Source organism: Parageobacillus thermoglucosidasius, from assembly GCF_001295365.1.
GTDB lineage: Bacteria > Bacillota > Bacilli > Bacillales > Anoxybacillaceae > Parageobacillus > Parageobacillus thermoglucosidasius.
On record NZ_CP012712.1, the window covers coordinates 2,990,496 to 3,010,753 of the forward strand.

At 43.1% G+C, this 20,258-nt stretch carries 19 protein-coding genes; 4 read left to right on the top strand and 15 right to left on the bottom strand.

Going from position 1 to position 20,258, the window contains the following annotated elements:
- Positions 1 to 569: 569 nt before the first annotated feature.
- Genes AOT13_RS14645 through AOT13_RS14660 form a run of 4 tightly spaced genes read right to left on the bottom strand, consistent with a single transcriptional unit; the run spans position 570 to position 3,923 of the window.
- A complete protein-coding gene (locus AOT13_RS14645) occupies positions 570 to 1,268 on the bottom strand; it encodes an ABC transporter ATP-binding protein (RefSeq protein WP_003249919.1) in 699 nt (232 codons plus the stop codon).
- Positions 1,265 to 2,077 carry an ABC transporter permease gene (locus AOT13_RS14650; RefSeq protein ID WP_003249917.1) on the bottom strand — a complete coding sequence of 271 codons (813 nt, stop codon included), beginning with the start codon at positions 2,075 to 2,077 and terminating at the stop codon, positions 1,265 to 1,267. The genes AOT13_RS14645 and AOT13_RS14650 overlap by 4 nt, the downstream gene beginning before the upstream one ends.
- A 53-nt stretch (positions 2,078 to 2,130) precedes the next feature.
- Positions 2,131 to 2,649 carry a nitrous oxide reductase accessory protein NosL gene (locus tag AOT13_RS14655; protein ID WP_003249915.1) on the bottom strand — a complete coding sequence of 173 codons (519 nt, stop codon included), beginning with the start codon at positions 2,647 to 2,649 and terminating at the stop codon, positions 2,131 to 2,133.
- Positions 2,649 to 3,923: a right-handed parallel beta-helix repeat-containing protein gene (locus tag AOT13_RS14660; RefSeq protein WP_042383820.1), complete on the bottom strand. Its 1,275-nt coding sequence runs from the start codon at positions 3,921 to 3,923 to the stop codon at positions 2,649 to 2,651. The genes AOT13_RS14655 and AOT13_RS14660 overlap by 1 nt, the downstream gene beginning before the upstream one ends.
- Before the next feature lie 378 nt (positions 3,924 to 4,301).
- Between AOT13_RS14660 and AOT13_RS14665 the strand changes: the two genes are divergently transcribed.
- Positions 4,302 to 5,075: an IclR family transcriptional regulator gene (locus AOT13_RS14665; RefSeq protein WP_003249912.1), complete on the top strand. Its 774-nt coding sequence runs from the start codon at positions 4,302 to 4,304 to the stop codon at positions 5,073 to 5,075.
- 454 nt (positions 5,076 to 5,529) lie between these two features.
- Here AOT13_RS14665 and AOT13_RS14670 read toward each other — a convergent pair whose 3' ends face one another.
- Positions 5,530 to 7,518: an acetoacetate--CoA ligase gene (locus AOT13_RS14670; protein WP_003249909.1), complete on the bottom strand. Its 1,989-nt coding sequence runs from the start codon at positions 7,516 to 7,518 to the stop codon at positions 5,530 to 5,532.
- A gap of 262 nt (positions 7,519 to 7,780) precedes the next feature.
- Between AOT13_RS14670 and AOT13_RS14675 the strand changes: the two genes are divergently transcribed.
- From AOT13_RS14675 to AOT13_RS14685, 3 genes are read left to right on the top strand one after another with little or no spacing between them, the layout of a single operon-like run.
- Positions 7,781 to 8,041 (top strand): FeoA family protein, encoded by a 261-nt coding sequence (locus tag AOT13_RS14675; RefSeq protein ID WP_003249908.1) that lies wholly within the window; start codon positions 7,781 to 7,783, stop codon positions 8,039 to 8,041.
- Positions 8,028 to 8,759 (top strand): FeoB small GTPase domain-containing protein, encoded by a 732-nt coding sequence (locus AOT13_RS14680; protein ID WP_003249906.1) that lies wholly within the window; start codon positions 8,028 to 8,030, stop codon positions 8,757 to 8,759. Before AOT13_RS14675 ends, AOT13_RS14680 begins: the two co-directional genes overlap by 14 nt.
- Positions 8,728 to 10,119 (top strand): nucleoside recognition domain-containing protein, encoded by a 1,392-nt coding sequence (locus AOT13_RS14685; RefSeq protein WP_003249905.1) that lies wholly within the window; start codon positions 8,728 to 8,730, stop codon positions 10,117 to 10,119. Before AOT13_RS14680 ends, AOT13_RS14685 begins: the two co-directional genes overlap by 32 nt.
- 115 nt (positions 10,120 to 10,234) lie before the next feature.
- Here AOT13_RS14685 and AOT13_RS14690 read toward each other — a convergent pair whose 3' ends face one another.
- The 10 genes from AOT13_RS14690 to AOT13_RS14735 form a co-directional block, all read right to left on the bottom strand.
- Positions 10,235 to 11,896 (bottom strand): diguanylate cyclase domain-containing protein, encoded by a 1,662-nt coding sequence (locus AOT13_RS14690; RefSeq protein ID WP_003249903.1) that lies wholly within the window; start codon positions 11,894 to 11,896, stop codon positions 10,235 to 10,237.
- A gap of 87 nt (positions 11,897 to 11,983) precedes the next feature.
- A complete protein-coding gene (locus AOT13_RS14695; RefSeq protein ID WP_003249901.1) occupies positions 11,984 to 12,721 on the bottom strand; it encodes a LytR/AlgR family response regulator transcription factor in 738 nt (245 codons plus the stop codon).
- Positions 12,722 to 13,522: 801 nt separating this feature from the next.
- Positions 13,523 to 14,248 (bottom strand): EAL domain-containing protein, encoded by a 726-nt coding sequence (locus AOT13_RS14700; RefSeq protein WP_003249900.1) that lies wholly within the window; start codon positions 14,246 to 14,248, stop codon positions 13,523 to 13,525.
- Between the two features lie 225 nt (positions 14,249 to 14,473).
- Positions 14,474 to 15,604: a hybrid sensor histidine kinase/response regulator gene (locus tag AOT13_RS14705; RefSeq protein WP_099421471.1), complete on the bottom strand. Its 1,131-nt coding sequence runs from the start codon at positions 15,602 to 15,604 to the stop codon at positions 14,474 to 14,476.
- A 642-nt stretch (positions 15,605 to 16,246) separates the two neighbouring features.
- Entirely contained in the window at positions 16,247 to 16,870 is a 624-nt protein-coding gene (locus tag AOT13_RS14710; protein ID WP_003249896.1) for a histidine phosphatase family protein, read from the bottom strand.
- Positions 16,871 to 17,234: 364 nt separating this feature from the next.
- Positions 17,235 to 17,450, bottom strand: a complete 216-nt coding sequence (locus AOT13_RS14715; RefSeq protein ID WP_237169052.1) for a hypothetical protein — start codon at positions 17,448 to 17,450, stop codon at positions 17,235 to 17,237.
- Between the two features lie 100 nt (positions 17,451 to 17,550).
- On the bottom strand, positions 17,551 to 17,856 hold the full coding sequence (locus tag AOT13_RS14720) for a DUF5634 family protein (protein WP_003249894.1): 306 nt from the start codon (positions 17,854 to 17,856) through the stop codon (positions 17,551 to 17,553).
- A gap of 14 nt (positions 17,857 to 17,870) precedes the next feature.
- On the bottom strand, positions 17,871 to 18,482 hold the full coding sequence (gene cdaS, locus AOT13_RS14725) for a sporulation-specific diadenylate cyclase CdaS (RefSeq protein ID WP_003249892.1): 612 nt from the start codon (positions 18,480 to 18,482) through the stop codon (positions 17,871 to 17,873).
- 213 nt (positions 18,483 to 18,695) lie between these two features.
- Positions 18,696 to 19,442, bottom strand: a complete 747-nt coding sequence (locus AOT13_RS14730) for an IucA/IucC family C-terminal-domain containing protein (protein WP_003249890.1) — start codon at positions 19,440 to 19,442, stop codon at positions 18,696 to 18,698.
- Positions 19,439 to 20,254: an ABC transporter ATP-binding protein gene (locus tag AOT13_RS14735; RefSeq protein ID WP_003249888.1), complete on the bottom strand. Its 816-nt coding sequence runs from the start codon at positions 20,252 to 20,254 to the stop codon at positions 19,439 to 19,441. Before AOT13_RS14735 ends, AOT13_RS14730 begins: the two co-directional genes overlap by 4 nt.
- Between the last annotated feature and the right edge of the window lie 4 nt (positions 20,255 to 20,258).

Below are 20,258 nucleotides of genomic sequence, written 5' to 3' on the forward strand. Positions count from 1 at the left end.
TTTTTCACAGCGTTCTGATACAGTCTGTTCTTGTGAATGATAAGCATTCCGATTGGCATGTTTAGAAGCGAAACGCCCTGTCATACCGCTGATAAAACTTGGTGGCAAATTCCAAAAGAAAAACCCCCATTTCCCAGTAAACAGGCTTACGATTAAAAAGAATATAGGAAAACCAATCATAATGCCAATGGAAAGTTTTTAATATTTATTCATCCGTTTTTGAATCCCTCCTTTTTTATTAATTATAGTATTTTATTTAAAATTTTTCTATTTTTTGTTTATGCAGCAACAATCTTTTAGAAAAGATTCTTTCAAAAAGACAACAAGAACCCGGCCATGGGCATCTTTCCGTTTCTCGCTACGAGTGGATGCTTGTTCGGCTGTTTAATGAATTGTTCCGCTGTTATACGCGGCATAGCCTATGCCAATCCGCTATCCCGCAACAAGCCGTTCTGGTGCCGCTGCCTTATCATTTCGATTAGCTGTGGCCCACACATTTTTGCAAGAAGTGAATTAATGGGCTGTGTTCATATGCATGAATAAAAAGCTGCTGAGCATCCTCAGCAGCCTTATATTTGGCGGTGCAGCTGCAGCAGCTGCAAAGTCATCTCTTCTTTATTGCCTGTATTTCTTATATGTTTGACCACTGATCCGTCTTTCATGAATACGATATGATCCCCTATCTCGGCCGCTACATCCATCATATGGGTGGAAAAAATGATAATGGCGCCTCTTTCCTTCCTTTCTTTAAGCAACTGGACAAACATGTTGACCCAGAATGGATCCAGACCGTTTGTCGGTTCATCCAATAGCAACAGTGCTGGTTCCCCCAGCAATGCTTGTCCGAATAAAAGCCGTTGCCGCATTCCCTTTGATAAATTTTTCACCAGTTCTTGCTTCTTCTCCGCCAAGCCTATCCTTTTCAAAATTTCCTCTACTTTTGATTTTCCCGTTTTCCGCAATGCCGCATAAAAGGAAAGAAACTCTTGGACGGTCATCATTTGCTGAGCATAAAATTCATCCGGCATGTAGCCGATCTGTGAGACATATGCCTTTCGATTTTTCTGCAAACTGATACCGTTTAACATTACTGTCCCGGATGTCGGTGCCGAAACGCCAGCAAGAATATGAAGAAGCGTGCTTTTTCCAGCGCCATTCCCGCCGCACAAGACTATGCATTCCCCCCGTTTTGCTTCCAATGAAAATGCGGAAAGCGCAACTTTTGTTTTATATTTTTTGGAAACCTCTGAAACTTGCAATAAGGTCATTGCGCTTTCCTCCTTTCAAGCCTCCATGCGGAGAGAATGAACAAAAAAGATGTGTAAATGAATACATATAAGCCTAGTATTCCCCATGCCGCTCCTTTCTGCAAAAATGAGACAAGCCCATCGTAGGATTGCCCGAAAACGGCTCCCCCGCCAAGTTGAACCACCAAAACAATACGCAGCAATTCTGCCGGATTGCTTAACAGAGCAATTTTTAAAAGCGGGGCAATCATTGGATAAGGAACCAAACCAAGGACAGCGATAAGCGCGGGCGGCCATATCATAATCAAAAAAAACCAAACTCCAACAGAAAGCGTTAAAGCCTGCCACCTTGTCGCAACGAACGCACCTAGGGCCAAACCGATCACAAGAAAGAAAAAAATTAATGATATCGCAAAGATATAGAGAGCCAGCACCCATTTTACGGACAAAACACTTCCGCTAATCAGGCCGATAGCAAGGCTCGCGCCAAAGCTTAAGGTAAACACAGCCGTTTGTGCGGTAAATTGTCCGGCAAGTTTTCCTATTAAATAGGAAGTTGTCGGCAATGGATACGTGCATAGCAGACGCCACTGTCCATTTTCCATCTCGTTGGCGATGGCAAACGAGCCGCTGATGAGCATAAACAACGGCACAATATACAGCAGCAAATTCGCAATGGTTCCGGTCATGTTTGTATATCCGATTAAAGCAGGAGTATTCCGTTCCAGCAGAAATAAGAGAGACAAAACACTTACCCACAGCAATAGAAGCATGTAGGAAGAACGCTGCCTTATCGCCATGCGCCACTCAGAGTACCAAATGTTCCACATACAATCCCTCTTCCTGTAAAAAAGGACAATCAGAACGATTGCCCTTTTCTGTATTAATGCGAATGGTTCATCTCCATATTCGTGCCATGCTCTTGTTTCATCTTCATCATCATTTCTTTGTTCCGTTCCCATTTATGATCTTCTAGCTCTTTATAGGTTAATACTGTGCCTTTATTTTTAGATACGAAATCTTCGGCATCTTTTTTATCTTTGAAAGAAATGACGTTGTAAGCCATCGGTGTTCGAATAGACTTATCGTATACATAGGTAGCTTTATCCGCTTCAATCCAATCTTTTGTATTATAATCACGAACAAACCTTGCTTGTACTTTTTCATCCTTATGCTCGCCCAACCATTTATACATACAGCCGATATCATCGAATACTAGAGTTTTTCCATTCTCAAGAATGATTTCCGTAGCAAACTGGTTGTCCATCACTGCCATATTGCAAACTGCGCATTTATCATTTTTCTCATCAATTGCTACTGGCTTAACTTCCTTTTTGCTGCAACCAGCTACCGCTAATACTAAAATTGCAAACATTGTCATTAATATACCCTTCCATTTCATCATCTTTTCCTCCCTATCATAAATAAACTTATACTTCCTGCTAACATACTGACACTCACTGCACCCAGCAGCATTTTGGATGATGCATGCATCTGTCCATCATATGTAGCCGCTTTCATAAGCGGTGCTTCATCTGTCATGACTTCATTGTCTGGACTTTTCAACAATTTTTGTAACACAATCATGCCCGGCGCTTGGAAAAACAGCTGATACTCTGGCACATCATTCGTCAGCCTCAGGAAAAACGGATCCGCTCTATACGGTATGGCACTCATCCCAGATCCAGTTGTATCCAGTTTTAAAGACGCATCCCAATAATTATGCGCAATCGCATTTTCAGAACTTTTTATCGCCTGTGCCTCAATGACATTTCCAATAAACGCATTATCCGATACGGTGTTTGCATTCGCGTTTTTGAATTGTATGCCAATGAAGTTGCCTCTGATTTCATTAGCTAAAATGCGGTTATTTTCCGCACTCTCCGCATAGACGCCAACGCGATTATAAGAAATCTTGTTACGAGCAGCTTCCGTTTCCGATGCATCATATAGCAGCAGCCCCTGAGCATTTATATTCCGGTTGTTAAATATCAATTCATTCTCCTCAATTTTTGTTCCCTTTGTTCCCATAACCATGGCGCCCGTAATATTGTCCCGCAAAACATTATTCTTCACGGTTATGTGATCAGAAAACATAATATGTATGCCGTAACGGGAATGGCGAATATCGTTTTGTGTTATCTGGTTGGAGTGGCTGTTTTCCATGTAAATTCCATCTCTCACTTGATCCATACGGACATCATGGATTATATTCCAATCCGACTCCCACAAATCAATCCCGTTTCCCTTCTGCTCCCCTTTCACAGAGACTCCTTCAATAACCGTATTGCTAGTTTGGTCGAGCTTTATGCCAAATTGCTTCGTACGGATATGAACATTTTCCAATCTATGATGTTTGCCTGTAACATAGATCGCCTCCGTATCCTTCCCGTCGCTGCATTGTTCGACATTCACATACCTCAATGTTACTTGTTGGCCTTGGATCGTGATAACAGGTTTTTTGCTGCAAGAACGAATCGTAACTTGCCCAACACCTTCTAAAGTAACAGGTTTGGAGAGGACAATGGTTTCATTATACACACCGCTTGGCAACTTAACCACTCCGTGCTCAGGAGCTTTGTCGATCCGAGACTGCAAAGTATCTTCGGCATGATAAGTTAACGGAAAAGTCCAGAAAACAATGAAAAAGAGAAAAAAGCAACAATAATTTTTCATAAAGCAATCTTTCCTCATAATCGTTTTTCCAAGATGAAGCATAACAAATAATTATGTGCAATTTATGAAACTTTCATGTATATTTTCTGACAATAGGTAAGATTTTTATTATGATCATCATTTTCATTCATTGCATTGATAAAAATGAAGAATCTGGCTCTAATCAGAACCAGCTTCCTTTTCACCTCATCATCGATCTGTTGCTTAACAAGAAATGATTGTTATTGCCATATGGACTATTTGTTTACTATACAACATCTATATTCTGACATATGAAACAAAATTATGATTTTTCTTATTTTTCTACATGTTATATACTATTATCAAAGAATCATGTTCTTCTATATGCAATGTTTGAAGAGAGAGGGAGAAATCCACATGTCAAAACCGAATGAAGATTATCTGCTTTCTTCTGTGAAAAATGCGTTGCGCATTTTACGGAGTTTTTCGCTGGAAGAACCAGAAAAAAAAGTTACTGAATTAGCTTCTTCCCTTGGACTTTCGAAAAGCACAGTAAGCCGTTTGCTCCAAACTCTCGCTAGCGAGGGGTTTGTTACAAAAGATCCGACAACCCAAAAATATCGCTTGGGACTGACAATTTTACACTTAAATACAATTGTAACTTCCCATTTAGAAATTAACCGTGAAGCGCAGCCTATCCTGCAACAACTTGTTCGGGACATTCAAGAAACAGCACATATTGCTGTTTTAGATGGAATGGATGTTGTCTATATTAATCGCGTGGAATGCCAGCGGCCTGTTCAAGCCCTATCCCATATCGGCAGAAGAAATCCTTTGCACTGCACTAGTTCAGGAAAAGTTCTTTTATCCTATCAAGAATATGCAAAAACCGAATCTTACATTGAACAAGGATTGGCAAGATTTACACCAAACACTATCACCGATCCCGATGCATTTCGCAATGCATTAAAAACAATTCGACAGCAAGGTTATGCCATTAGCATTGAGGAGCTCCGCGAAGGAGTAGCATCGATTGCTGCACCGATTCGGGATTACACGGGAAAGGTTGTTTACGCGCTCAGCGTGATTGGCCCTGTGCATCGCATGAACCCATATAACCCGTCCATCATCGCAAAAGTCAAGCGCGCAGCAAACGAAATTTCTGAAAAGCTTGGCTATTGGAAAACATAAGTAGGAAGGAGGAAGTTCCGCAATCACCATTTTAACGTACATACGCATTGTATTCCGTGCAATATGTATGAAATGAAAGAGAAGCAAAGACATGTGCCTGTAAACTGGGAAGAAGCGGAAAACAAACATCGTTCCTTGCTATGAATACCAATGGAGATTGCCCAGAACATTGCTCGCAAAGATTATACTTTGGAGCAAACATCGTTTATGTTTATGAGCAGGAAAAGAAAAAAGGAACTTCCACAGGCGCCGAGTTTCCATATGGATTTTCCGCAAAGGCCTCCAGTATTTTGCAAACCGGAATCAGTAAAATCATGTTTGTCATTATAAAAACAAAGGCTATCTTCAATCGGAAAGTGAAGATAGCCTCTTATGATATTCAAACGGAAAAAGCAAAGCAGACTGTTCTCCTTATCCATTCCTTTTCCATGAACGGTCTGTTAGCAGCAATCATTCATTGGTGTTTCACATTGTTTTCTAGTTTAGCAGACAGCTCCATAAAAAACTCCAGCGATTCCGGATTCGCCATCGATCCTGGATTAACCGCCTTTTCGAGCGGAAATCCCAATAACAGCTTGCGAATCGGAATTTCCATTTTCTTTCCGTTAAGCGTTTTTGGAATTTGCTTGACTTGGTAAATTTCATCTGGCACAAAGCGCGGCGACACATTTTGCCGGATGGCTTGCCTGATTTTCTCTTTTAACGCCTCATCGAGCACTGCCCCCGGATTCAACACGACAAAGAGCGGCATAAACGATGTTCTCCCCATCATTTCCAAATCGATGATCAAACTGTCGAGCACTTCGTCAATCGCTTCGACGACGCGATAAATTTCGCTCGTTCCCATCCGGACACCGGCGCGATTAATCGTCGAATCGGAACGGCCGTAAATAATGCAGCCGCCTTCCTCATTGATTTTAATCCAGTCGCCATGCTTCCAAACCCCCGGGTACGTATCGAAATAGCTGCTCATATAGCGCTCATGATTGCTGTCGTTCCAGAAAAACAACGGCATCGACGGCATCGGTTCAGTAACCACGAGCTCCCCGACCTCATTGATTAATGGATTTCCATTCTCATCAAATGCCTGCACCTTTGCTCCTAACGCCCGGCAGGAAATGACGCCGGCGCGGACCGGCAACATCGGTGAGCCACCAACGAAAGCAGTGCATACGTCCGTTCCGCCGCTGCACGAAACTAAACAAATGTCGTCTTTGACGTTTTCATATACCCATAAAAATCCTTCCGCCGTCAGCGGAGATCCCGTCGAAAGAACCGCTTCCAAACCGGAAAAATCGTATGATTCTTTCGGCTTTATTCCATGCTTCATACAAATGTTAATAAACGCCGCGCTCGTTCCGAAATGGGTAATGCGGGCCTTTTCCGCCAGTTCCCATAATGCGTTTCCGTCCGGATACGTCGGACTGCCGTCATAAAGAACAACCGCCGCTCCGACAAGCAATCCGCCGATCAAAAAATTCCACATCATCCATCCCGTTGTCGTAAACCAGAAAAATGTGCTTTCTTTTGTAATATTTTGTTCAATCATAAGCGTTTTTAAATGTTCGATTAAAATGCCGCCATGCCCTTGCACGATTGGTTTCGGCAACCCCGTTGTGCCGGAGGAATACAAAATCCAAAGCGGATGGTCAAACGGAACGTATTCATAAGAAAGTTCCGCTTTTTCCTGAATGATCTCATCCCATAATAAAATCGAATCATCTCGCTCCTGCTCGTTTTTCCGCAAATATGGAAGCAAAATCGTTTTCTTGAGCGACGGCAATTTTTTTCGCAATTCGTCGACAATTGGGCGTTTATCAAACTCTTTTCCATTATATTGGCATCCATCAATCGCGAACAGCACTGCCGGCTCGATTTGCTGGAATCGGTCAATGACGCTGCCCGCGCCAAAATCCGGAGAACAGCTCGACCAAATTGCGCCGATGCTGGCGCATGCCAAGAAAGCGATGACCGTTTCCGGAATGTTTGGCATATATGCCACCACCCGGTCTCCCGGTTTGACGCCGATTTTTTTCAGCGCGCTTGCAACCGCCGCCGTTTTTTCTTTCAGCTCTTTCCAAGTCACTTCACGATAAGGAACGCGCTCGGAGCGGAAAAGAAGCGCCGGCCGATCGGATCGCTCGTTGCGAAACACGTTCTCGGCATAGTTCAATGTCGCACCCGGAAACCATTTCGCTCCCGGCATTTTCCGTTCTTCCAGCACACAACGATACGGAGCCGCCGATTTTATCTCACAATATTCCCACACCGATTCCCAAAACTCTTCTAAATGTTCCACAGACCAATTCCATAATGCTTGATGTGTTTCAAATGCCAGCCCCTTTTTTTCCTTTAGCCAATTCATATAGCGTTTTATACTTGACCGTTGAATACGCTCCTCTGTCGGCGTCCATAATGTCGTCCCTTCCGTAACCGTTTTCATTTCCACCTGCGTAAAAACGCAGACTCCCCCCTTCCCCTTTTTGTTGATTGAAAATTTAGACTATTTATATAATAACATTTTTTGTTACCGTTGAAAATATAGAAACAGAGAACGAACTTCATAAAAAGAATGCGAAAAGTCGTCGCAACATCGCGAAACAAAATAATTGACAAAACAAGGAGAAAAGAATAAGATAAAAGAAAATTTGGTTCGACGCAAAATTATAATCTGTATACAATTTATTAGCAAGGAGGAAACTATTATGCCTTCAGCAAAATTACAGCGCCTATCCGAAGCGGAAGAAGGGGAACGTTTCCGCATTGAACAACTTCACATAGAAGATAAAACAATGAAACGAAGATTGCTTGACTTAGGATTTGTTCCCGGATGCGAAATCACCGTTCTCCAAAAAAGCCCGTTGGGAGACCCGACAGCCTATCGTGTCAGCAATACAACGATTGCATTGCGAAAGGAAGAAAGTGACTATATTTATGGGGAGAGAATACGCGATGACAACAAATGAATATACCGTTGCCCTTGCTGGAAATCCAAACACTGGAAAAAGCACATTGTTTAACGTTTTGACCGGATTGCGCCAGCATACTGGAAATTGGCCGGGAAAAACGGTCGTTTATGCGGAAGGGTTTTTAACGCACAATAACAACCACTATAAAATAGTTGATCTGCCTGGAACTTATTCCCTTTATTCGAATTCAGCGGATGAAGAAGTGGCGCGGAATTTTATTATTTTTGAAAAGCCGGATGTGACGATCGTTGTTCTCGACGCCACAGCGTTAGAGCGCAACCTCAACCTCGCCTTGCAAGTATTGGAAATGACAAGCAATGTCATCGTCTGCATAAACTTAATGGATGAAGCGAAAAAGAAGGGGATCCGCATCGATACCGAGAAACTAGCAGCAAAATTAGGAGTGCCGGTCGTACCGATTTCCGCGCGCAACAAAGAGGGAATCGACGTGTTAGTCAAAACAATCGAGGCGATGGTGTGTGGAAACATCCAAACAAAACCTATTGCCGTCCGGTACAGTCCAGAAATTGAACAATGCATTGAAAAGCTGATTCCACGCGTGAAAGAAGTGATTGGCGACGCGTACCCTGCCCGCTGGGTCGCGCTCCGCTTGCTCGATGGGGATATATCTTTGTTTCGCTCGTTCCTGCAACCACTTCCATCCACAAAGGAGGTAAGGATAAATGCATGTCACGGTTCCGCAAAATCAATTTGAACATCTGATGAACGAAGCGCAAGCGCTAGCGCCTGCGGATACGCGCGAACAGATCGTATCTGCCATTTTCCGCACTTCGCAAGCAATTTGCAATGAAACGGTTACCTATTCAAATCAAGCAAAACGCGAAGCGGAGAAGTTAGACCGCATTTTTACTTCAAAATTATGGGGATTTCCGATCATGCTTGCGATGCTTGCGGTCGTTATTTACATCACGATTGCTGGTGCGAATGTTCCATCCAGCATGTTAGCAAGCTTTTTCGGATGGCTTGAAGGGTATCTCACGCTTTTCTTTCAAGCGTTGCATGCTCCTGAGTGGCTGCATGGATTGATCGTGCTAGGATTGTATCGGGGCACGACCTGGGTCGTCAGCGTGATGCTTCCGCCGATGGCGATTTTCTTTCCTATTTTTGCATTGCTAGAAAACTATGGATATCTCCCGCGCGTCGCATTCAACATGGACCGCTTGTTTAAAAAAGCAGGAGCGCACGGAAAACAATCGCTCACAATGGCGATGGGATTCGGATGTAACGCTGCCGCGATTATGTCCACACGCATCATTGAATCGCCTCGCGAACGAATGCTGGCGATTTTGACGAACAACTTTGTCCCTTGCAACGGACGGTGGCCGACGCTGATCTTGCTGTCTTCCTTATTTATGGCGGCAAGTTATACAGGTGGATGGAAAACATTTGTCACCGCTAGTGTTGTCGTCGCGATGGTGCTGTTTGGCATTGTCGTCACACTGGCGGTTTCATGGGTGCTGTCGAAAACGGCGCTGCGCGGCATCCCGACCCATTACACATTAGAACTGCCGCCGTATCGGCGCCCGAAAATATGGAATACGATTGTTCGCGCCACATTAGACAAATCCATTTACGTGCTTAAGCGGGCCATTGTGGTTGCCGCTCCGGCCGGTGTGTTGACATGGCTGCTCGGAAACATTCATATCGGGGGTACGACTGTTCTCGCCTATATCGCTGATTGGCTTGATCCGTTTGCACAGGCGCTTGGGCTCGACGGCTATATTTTAATGGCGTTTATTTTAGGGCTTCCGGCCAATGAAATCGTCTTGCCGATTTTACTGATGGGCTATTTATCAACCGGTTCCTTGACAGAGGTCGACGGCCTTCACTCGCTCAAACAAATTTTCGCCGACCATGGCTGGACATGGCTGACAGCGCTCAATATGATGTTGTTTTCCTTGCTTCATTATCCGTGCGGAACGACATTGATGAATATTTATAAAGAAACAAAAAGCAAAAAATGGACGTTTGTTGCATTTGCCCTGCCAACCGCCATAGCGATTACCGTTACATTTTTAACGGCACATATCGCGCGATGGTTTTCCCTTGTTTAACTGCAAGCGGAAGAGCACTGCTGCAATGTGTTAGCCGCAGGCAATGAAATAACGGCATCCAATAGCTTGTTAAACTTGTTGCCCCCGCCCTTTAGCACAAACAAAAGGCGGGGGATTAAAATGAATAAAATCGGTAGCAGTTTTTTTTCATTTTCGCTTGATAAAGCGCCTGATCTGCATGGTGGATAAGCGCTTTGGAAGTGGTGCCGTCAATGGGAGAAACCGCGATTCCCATGCTTGCCGTCGTCCGAATGGTAAGATGTTTAATTCGGTAAGGTTTTCGAATATTTGTAGACAGTCTTTTCGCAATTTGATGGACATCGGTTCGTTCTTTTACCCCTTTTAACAGCACTAAAAACTCATCTCCGCCAATTCGGCAAACAACGTTATGCTCGCCAACGTTTTTCTTTATTCTCTTGGCAAATTGTTTTAACAATTCATCGCCAATATCATGGCCAAACGTGTCGTTAACATCTTTAAAATTATCCATGTCCAAATACAGCACGGCTAAACCGCTTTTCGTCCGCTCCGCTTCTATTATCGATTTATCAACGATATCGAAAAACAGTCTTCTATTCGGCAACTTTGTCAATGGGTCGTGAAATGCCAAAAATTCCAACTGTTTTTCATAATTAATCTTTTCCGTGACATCGCGAAAAATCCCTTGCATCGCTGATTCTCCCGCATATTCAACAGACGATAGCGATACTTCCAAATAAATCGGTTTCCCATCCAGCCGAACAAATTCCTCAACGAAAATTTCTTGGACATCGGAACTGTTTTGCCATTGCTTTCGTCTTTTTGGCGCGATTTGGGCAGCGTTGCGGAAAAATTTCCATATTGCATTTCCGATTATATCTTTTTTCTGCTTGCCGCCAAGCAATTTTACCCCTGCCAAATTTATGTACATAATTTTTCCTTCCGTATTAAATACGATAATCGCTTCAGGCAGAAACTCCACTAATTTCCGGTAGCGTTCCCCGCAAGACGAAAGCCATTGTTTCTTCTCCATGATATTTTTGGCAATGCAAAAAACGCCGGCAACTTGATTATGAACGATAACCGGAACGTTTTTTATTTGCAGGTTCACTTTTTTTCCCGCTCGATGATAAACGGAGACTTCATATTCTTCGGAACCGCCTTCTATTGCCTTCTGCAAATGCCGTAATGCTCTTTTTCTGTCTTCGCGTGCAACAAAAATGATAAATAAACGACCGATCATTTCGTCTGCGGAGTACCCTAATACCGTTTCGACTACATGGTTAACGCGCCGAACTGTTCCATGCAAGTCCAATTCGAAAATGATATCCGTATTATGTTCCATTAACGCCCGAAACTTTTGCTCATTTATTTCTAACTCCCAATTCGCTTTTTGCCTTTCCTGTTCCTTCTTTTTTCTTTCTGTTACATCCCTCACAACCGCCACAATGATGCCACAAGTTTCATTTTCAAAACAAATGGGGATAAGAATCGTCTCCCTTACGAACGAACCGCGGGAAGTTACAAAAGTATCTTCATACACGATAGTACTTTTCTCTGCGGCAGCCTGCTGGTATTTCGGTTTCACAACGGCAACTTGTTCTGGAGACAAAACATCCTCGATCTGTCTTCCGTAAATCGTTTCATCAACACCTATCTCATAACATGCCGCTTGATTCATCCATATATAACAAAAAGTGTCTCCATCTGCTTTTATCACAAAAATCATATCTTTAACTGCATTCAACATATCCAATCGATGAAACAAATCGGCTGATAACAATTTATCGTTGTTCACGTTGCCCTCCTTCATGCTATAAAGATTTATTTTAGCATTGCTGAAAGAGCCGTGCCGCTGTCGAATCAAACAACACTACATTAACTATTAAATGTCATGAATATCTAAAATTTTCCTTTGCACCTCATTAATTTTTAATTTTGAAATATAAGCAATTTTATGGCTGTCACGGAAATGGGCCAAATAAGTTTCCCCTGCCGGTTCGATTTTTACTATCTTTTTTAAATTGACGATGTATGAACGGTGAGTTTTGAAAAAACACCCGTCCAATCTATCCCCGATTTCACTCAACGTTTCCGTCGTTTCGTACCGCTCGCTCGCAGTATGAATAACGGTTTTTCGGCTTTCTTTTTCTACAAATAAAATATCATCCAAAGGGAGAAACAGAATAGAACCGTGCGATTTGAGGCCGAGCCGTTTGTCTTTCTTTATAGATAAACAGTTCTGCCTGGATAATTCGATCAGCTTGCGGGCTTTTTCAAGAGCGCGGAAAAGGCGAGCACGTTCGATCGGTTTGACAATATAATCGGTCGCAGAAATCTCAAAAGCTTCAACGGCAAATTCGTCATAGCCTGTGATAAAAATAATCTGCAAAGCAGGAACAGCCTGTTTGCATATTTTGACCGCTTCCATCCCGTTTAAGCCGGGCATGTTGATATCCACTAATACAATATCGGGTTTTTCCTCAAGGACAAGCCGGACAAACTCTTCCCCGTTCACCGCTTCCGCGACAATTTTGTATTGCGGCAAAACATGAATAAAGTGGCGCAAAAGGGTTCTTGATGTTGCATTGTCATCGGCAATAATAATTTTGAAGGATTCCATTATTGTGCCCCCTTTCTATCCGGCGCTCCCTCGCGTCGCTTTCATGAACCGCAGATCGTGCACAAAATGAATCCATCTATGCAAACAAATAATAAAGCGGAATTAGTGAAAGCGGCTGGCTTCCGAAACTTTTCCTTCACATCCAATCCGACCTCAATGCAAGTAAACGGTTACAATCCATCTATATTTTATTCCTGCGCCCCAGCATTTAATTTATAAAAACGATCTGTTCTTTCTCTTTCCTATTCACAGCCGCTTTAACGCAGCTTCGTCCTTTTGGAAAACGGTATTTGACTTTGCCAATTGCATCATCGGTCCTTTCTTGGCAAATCCGGCTTGAATTGCTTGGTCAGACAGAACAACAATACGTGTCAACCCTTTAACGGCCGCTCCGTATTTTCGCTAAGCTGCTCTTCCGCGCATTCCCCGTTTATAAAAGCCGCCAGCATGAATTTTACAATTATACCCCCTTGTCCTAAAACTGCTACGCCACCGCTGCAATCTATCGCACTGTTTCGTGCATACATTAACTCTACATAGGCCATCCGCAATGCGATACTTGTCCATCACCCCTTTTATGTAAGCTGTTTGAAATAATGGCATTCATTGGGAGTACGGGAAAAGAAACAAAGGCGGAATGGTTTTGCAAGATCGGTCCAGCCGCGGTCTAATACACACCTCTTCTTTCGCAAACCTTAATGGTCGCAGCCAACAAACGAAACTTGCCGCTTAACAGCGACAACCAGCGGCTGGATCTGTCTATTTTTTTGATAAAAACGGCAGTTTTCATGCAAACATCTTTTATAAAAATTTCTGTGGTTTTCCTAAAAGATAGCCCTGCGCTGCCGGCACTTGTAATAGCCTTGCCTGCGCCAAATCAACTTCTTTTTCAATCCCTTCTAATATAAGAACCATTTTGTTTCGGCAATAATTTGCCAGCAAAGTGACGATTTGCTGTTTTTCCTCATTGAACGCCAAATCTTTAGCAAAATATCGGTCCAACTTAATGTAATTTGGCTGGAACTCAATGATCTTTTGGAACGTCGAGGCTCCTTTTCCAACATCATCAACGGCGATGTAAAATCCGTAACTTTTTATCATTTGGATTTTCTCATTTAATTCGGCAACTTTCCAAATCTCATCTTCTTCTTTCGCCTCGTTTAACTCAAATACAATTCTCCCGTTTATTTCTGGAAATTGGCTAGTCAGCTCGTCCAAAAAGTATTTAAAGCGATCGTGAAGAATCGTGGAAGGATAAATATTTAAAAATAACAATTCTTTATTTAATCGGGAAAAGAGAAAATGAGATACGGCATTTTTGATGGACGCGGTATCGAATTCGTATAAATGCCCTGCTTTCCTTGCTTCTTGAAACAAACTCTCGACATTTTCTATGTTCCCATTCGCTACACGAATTAATGCTTCGTACCCGAGTATATCCCAAGCTTCCAAATTCCAAAGGGGCTGATAGACGTGATAGAACGGTTGTTCTTCTTTTTCCCATTCCTTCATATAATAAACATTCATCGTTTTCCCTCAATTCATCGCCTAAGCGTCATAAGTTCATAAGTGAAACTAATATAATTTGTTTCGTTTTGTTTGTCTAACAATTTATTTGCATATCAGGCAACATTAACCGCTTGTCATAGATAAAAAAAGGACATTTTAGACAGTTATTTTTACTTTTTGCGACATCAACTTGAAAAGCGGACAAAAAAAGAGAATGACCCCTGCAGGCAAAGAATCCATTCTCTATTTCTGTGTTAATATTTGTTCTAGTTTTCGAAAAAACAGCCCGACTTCTAATGGTTTTGCCATATATTCTTTGCTCCCTTTTTTTGCAATTTTTAGCATTTCCATTTCCGCTGAAACAGTGCCGGCATTGAAAACGATCATAGGAATCTGTTTGGTTCGTCCATCTTCCTGCAAATATTCCAACACCTTATATCCACCGATATCGTGAAGATTTGTATCAACGAGAATAAGATCCCATTGTTCACGAAATATAATTTTTAACCCATCTTTTCCAAAGTTGGCAGAAATCAAGAGAAAATTAGGAAATGGCTCTAATATTTTTTTCATTAGCTTTAAATGAACCACGCTATCTTCAATATATAAAATTTTCTTTTCCCCGATTTGCGACAACCGCTCTTGATACAAATTCATGCGGCCAGAACAGTCTTCTTTTACCGCAGGAAGGCTGAACCAAAAATCACTTCCTTCTCCCATTTCGCTTTCAACTCCGATGGTTCCTCCCATTAATTGAATAAGCTGCTTCACTAATGACAGTCCCATACCAGTACCGTCCACTTTCGTTCCTTTTATTCGATAAAATGGCGCAAAAATGTTTTCATACTCATTTTTTGGAATGCCAATTCCACTGTCTTTTATGTGTATACATATGTTGCCTCCTTCACTTCTGCTCGTGAGCGTCACAGTGCCGTTGTCGCGATTATACTTCACGGCGTTATCTAATAAATTTAATAAAATTTGCCTTAATCTTGTCGAATCCGTATACACATAGTATTTATCCAGCTGCGTTTGATTGACAATTTTTATGTTTCTTTTGCCTGCTAACGGCTCGATCAACTTGACACTTTCGTCAATAACAGAACCAAGTTTAATAAGATCATAAGCGAGTTGTATCTCCCCTGTTTCGATTCTGGCAATGTCCAGCATTTCATTCACTAAATTCAGTAAATGTCGAGCACCGTTTAATATTGCCTGTACAAATTCCTGCTGTTGGCTGTTTAACGACTCATCCATTTCTAACAGCTGAGCGAAACCTAAAATGCCATTTAACGGCGTTCTAAGTTCATGGCTCATCCGCGAAATAAGTTCTAAATTTTGCCTGATTCGCTTTTTCTGAGCGTTCTTTCGCATGAATCACCGCTTTCTCCATTGTTTTTCGTTTCCGAATATCAGTGATGGAACCAATCATCTTGACCACTCCACCATTTTTTATGGGGCGGAGACCAGTTAACCATTTATCTCCTCCTCGCCATATACTTGTTTCCTTCCAAATTTTACAGTAATATTCCATTTTTATTAGCAACCACTTTATAAGAAAGTCACACACGTTTTAACAAAGCGCAGGGGGCAAAAAAAAACGGAAGGTATAAACGTTTGGGGAAGAAAGTGTATATCCTTTTCTTTAGGGAGGAAATTCATGGAAAGAGGCGGACATATGACGGGAAAAGGACTATTTTCCAAATATCACAAAAAGAAGCATAAAGAAAGCAAGCGAGCCCCTATGCAATAAAGATACCATATCATTGCCCGCTTGCCAACGTGAAAAAAATTAGAAATTTGTCATGTTTCCGCGCGACAATCATTTCACCGCCAAGCTAATATTAATGAAAAGCACTGGCAATCATTAAAAAAATGCCTCGCGATAAAAGAAAGGGCACAGGACCGCTAATAAAGGTAAAGGAGCGGCTGATGCGCGAAAGCTTTGTTCCTGTTGACAAGTTTGCTCATTCAAGGAAGAGCGATAATCGAAAAAATGGAACCGATAAACTTTCGTCATACTTCTTTTACTTTTTCCAAATGCGACACATCTCCTTCCAGCAGCAGTTCAAATTTTCCTCCGTCCGTTTTCACGATCGTCACACTGGCGCCGTACATATACGGAGGAGCCCAAAGCTCTGTTAACGGCGTGTTTTTGAAACGAGCGAGGACCGTTTTCAACACCACTCCATGGGTTACAATTAAAATGTTTCCTTCAGAATGCCGTTCAATGATTTGCTCTATGGCGGCAAACGCCCGGTTTTGCACATCGATAAACCGCTCGCCGCGCCGCGGTGTGTATAAATGCGGATGATTCCAAAAATGGTCGAACGCGATAGGATCCATTTCTTTAATTTCCTCATGGGTCTTTCCCTCCCAGTCGCCGAGGTGAATCTCGCGCAACTGTTCCTCTGCATAAACCGGAATCAACCGCTCGCCGCGAATCAACTGAGCGGTTTCGAGCGCGCGCCCGCTTGTGCTGGTATAAATCGCCGCCAAATCGACCGTTTCTAGCCGTTTTCCAAGCCGCACCGCGTCTTGCCTGCCCTTTTCCGTGAGCGGCGAGTCTTGCCACCCTTGCATTCGTTTTTTGACATTCCACTCGGTTTCTCCGTGTCTAGTTAAATATAATGTTACCATTCTCGTTCCCCCGTTCATGTTATTTCTTATTATTCCACCGCTGTCTCAAACAAGCGGAAAGTCACATTTTCTTCATCGGTCGCTTTCATTCAGCATGGATGCCGTTTGGCAAAATCGCATCGGATCCGTATGTCCAAAATCGGCATATACACAATCGGAAAATCATATCCGCGCGTCGAACACAAACAATATGTCACGTAAAAGTTCCGGCTGATGCTGAAGCCCTACAGACGGAGGAAACCTTCCGACAACAAGGCCATGAATTTTGGCGCAGCTGTGCAAATAGCGGTCCATGGACGCCGGCGTGCTCTTCGGAAAACCCGCCGCCCCCAAGCGCAATCATTTGCCTCATTTTATTTCCCGCTCATGCCAGCTGTCCTTGTTTCATATATCCAAAAAACCGTTCCCCGCACTGCTGCAGCATTGCGACTGTATCTTGCAATGGCGGAAGGTTTGCCCATCCGATCAGCTCCGCTTCGACAGCGCAAGAACGCAATTGAAGGCGCAGCACCGCTTCCGCCCATTCGCTTGCCGCTATGTTTATCTCCTGAATCATGCGTTTCTTTCCTTTCCGTTTCATCATGTGCCGCCCATTTTTACTTCTCGATGATCGTTTCGTTTTCCTGTTTTCTTCATAAAAAAAGACGACGATCTTTGCCCAGCGGCATAAACCGTCTTCTTTATCGTCTGTTAGTAATTTCGTCCATCGCTTCTTGCAGTAAGTAATATCCTTTTTGTTCCCGTCCATCTTTCCGTATCGTCCACTCTTGTTTTTCCAATGCCAGCTCACCGCGTTCATTTTTGACAAATGGCATATGAAGGACAATCATGTCATCATCTTTGTTGATCGTATAGCCGATGTAATACTTGTTCCCTTCGCCTTCTTCTTCAAAAATTCCGACTTGATCCAACTGATAAACATCCATCAACGGCTGCAGCGTGTCAATAAACTCATTGATAATCACGCTTCTTGGCGCAAATTCCATCTTTCTCCCTCCTCTCATGGACGCAGTACGTATAATTGTCCGGCAATGGCAAACGAGATAGTGCCGGTTTCTTCGGAGACGACGATCACCAGCGCATCACTCCGCTCCGTTAACCCGATGGCGGCGCGATGGCGGGTGCCTAATTTCTGCTTTGATGTCACATTCTCGGAAAGCGGCAAAATATTGCCCGCAGAAACAATTTCATCATAACGGATTAACGCTCCCCCGTCATGAAGCGGATTGCCTGGATAAAAAATCGTTTCTAACAGCGTAGGAGAAACCTTTGCCCCAACAGGAGTGCCGTGATGCAATAAATGATCGAGCGGATCGTTGCGCTCAATAACGATAAGCGCACCGTGACGACGTTCCGCCAACTGTTTTGCCGCAAGGGACAAGTCGGCATAATGCGGCGTATATTCCGCTAAATAAGAATGCAAGTAAAAAGAAGCGGCCGCTGTTTGTACATCCAAAATATGCTTTTGCAATGTTTCTAAACGCGACAATATACAGCACTCATCCGTCATTAACGATTGGCGGATGGCTTCCGCCTCTTGTGTTATATCACGTAATGAACGAATAATTTGTTCTTTCACCGGTTGATCGAGCGGTAAAAACTCTTGAATCATGTAACTCCCCCATCGCTGTTTGTTACTATTAGTGTGCAACATTTGTCCCGAAAAACGAATGGAAATAATAAGAAATCCCTTCTAATGCGTTCATTAGAAGGGATGATGAGCAGAGGCCGACTGGTTATGATTTTTATTCCATTTTTAGAATTTTGTGTATTCTTGTGGCTTGCTATTTTATGAAATTTCCTGCGGCGCTGTTTCATTAGGTTATCAACTGATTGCCTGACAACGCTGATGAGCTATGCGAGGGCATGTCCGGCAATGTGATCCTTTGCCTGTTTGATAATGAAGGCAACAGGTCGACCGCTGTCTCGGACCATCGTTGCCTTTCCAAAACCGTTTTAACGGATTTTGTTGCGGAGTGCCAAATAACGATCCATCTGCGCCATGAACGAGATAGTGAAAATCATCGCAAAGCTGTTCATGAACATGGGCAAGGATTTCATCATTGCGAAGCTTTTCATACACCCAATAAATGTAAATCGAGATATTCTCCCATAATATATGGCCAGATATTTTTACGGTTTTCCGCAATTTTTCTATCAGCGGAAAAAGGTGCTCCGCAAACAGCTGCCTTACCGTCTCTTCTCTCCATTGCTCACGGCTGCCTGTGCATATTTCTGCATGGAGTTCCTCAAAACGAAAAGTCGGCAACCACTTATCATCATGATCGTCCGTTTCCAGCCAAATCCGCTCCGGTGACAGCACAAGCCGTTTATTCCAAACCGACATCGCATAAAGCGACATCACTATAAGAAAGCTATACCGTTTGATAAGCATCGAAGCGGCAACAACGTTATTGGCAGCTCCTAACTTTTTCCGGACTTTTTCTAAATAATGAATGAGGGCACCTTCCTCAAGCAGATGATCCACGCGAATCGATAACGGTGAATTGGTTGGAACAGTGGAAAGCCGGTATGCTTCTAACACCTTTATTTCCTCTGCGGTAAGAATCATGACGGGACTCCTTCTTTCTGCAAAAGACATCTTCCTTTTCCGTACGGAATACAGAGCGGAGTGCCAAATAATGGATCATATGTCACTTGACAGTCCATTTGAAATACGTCTTTCACAAGTTGACAGGAAATGATTTCTTCCGGCTTTCCTTGCGCATATATTTTTTTATCGCGAATTGCAACGATATGATGGGCATAGCGGCACGCCAAGTTAAGATCATGGAGCACCATGACAATCGTGCGTTTTTCTTTCTCGTTTAGCTCAAACAATAAATCAAGAATTTCAATCTGGTGCGTCATATCCAAATAGGTGGTTGGTTCGTCCAATAAGATAATGTCCGTATCTTGCGCTAATGTCATCGCGATCCAAGCGCGCTGCCGCTGCCCCCCCGAAAGCGAATCGACCGGGCGTTCCGCTAATTCTGTCATTCTCGTCGCTTCGAGCGCGCGCCGCACCGCTTGTTCGTCTTCTTCACTCCATTGTTTTAACCACGTCTGATACGGATACCGCCCCTGTTTAACAAGCTGCAGTACCGTCAAACCTTCCGGAGCTGTCGGTGATTGCGGCAAAATCGCCAGTTTTTTCGCCACTTCTTTTGTCGGCAATGTCGCGATTTCTTTTCCTTCTAGTAAAACGAAACCGCCTGCCGGCTTCAAAAGCCGTGCCAAAGCGCGAAGCAGCGTCGATTTGCCGCAGCCGTTTCCCCCGATAAATACGGTAATTTCTCCTTTTGGAATCATTAAATCCAGCTCATCGATAATGATCGTGTTTCCATATGATAATGTTAACCCTTTTGCTTGTAAGGCGTTCATGTTC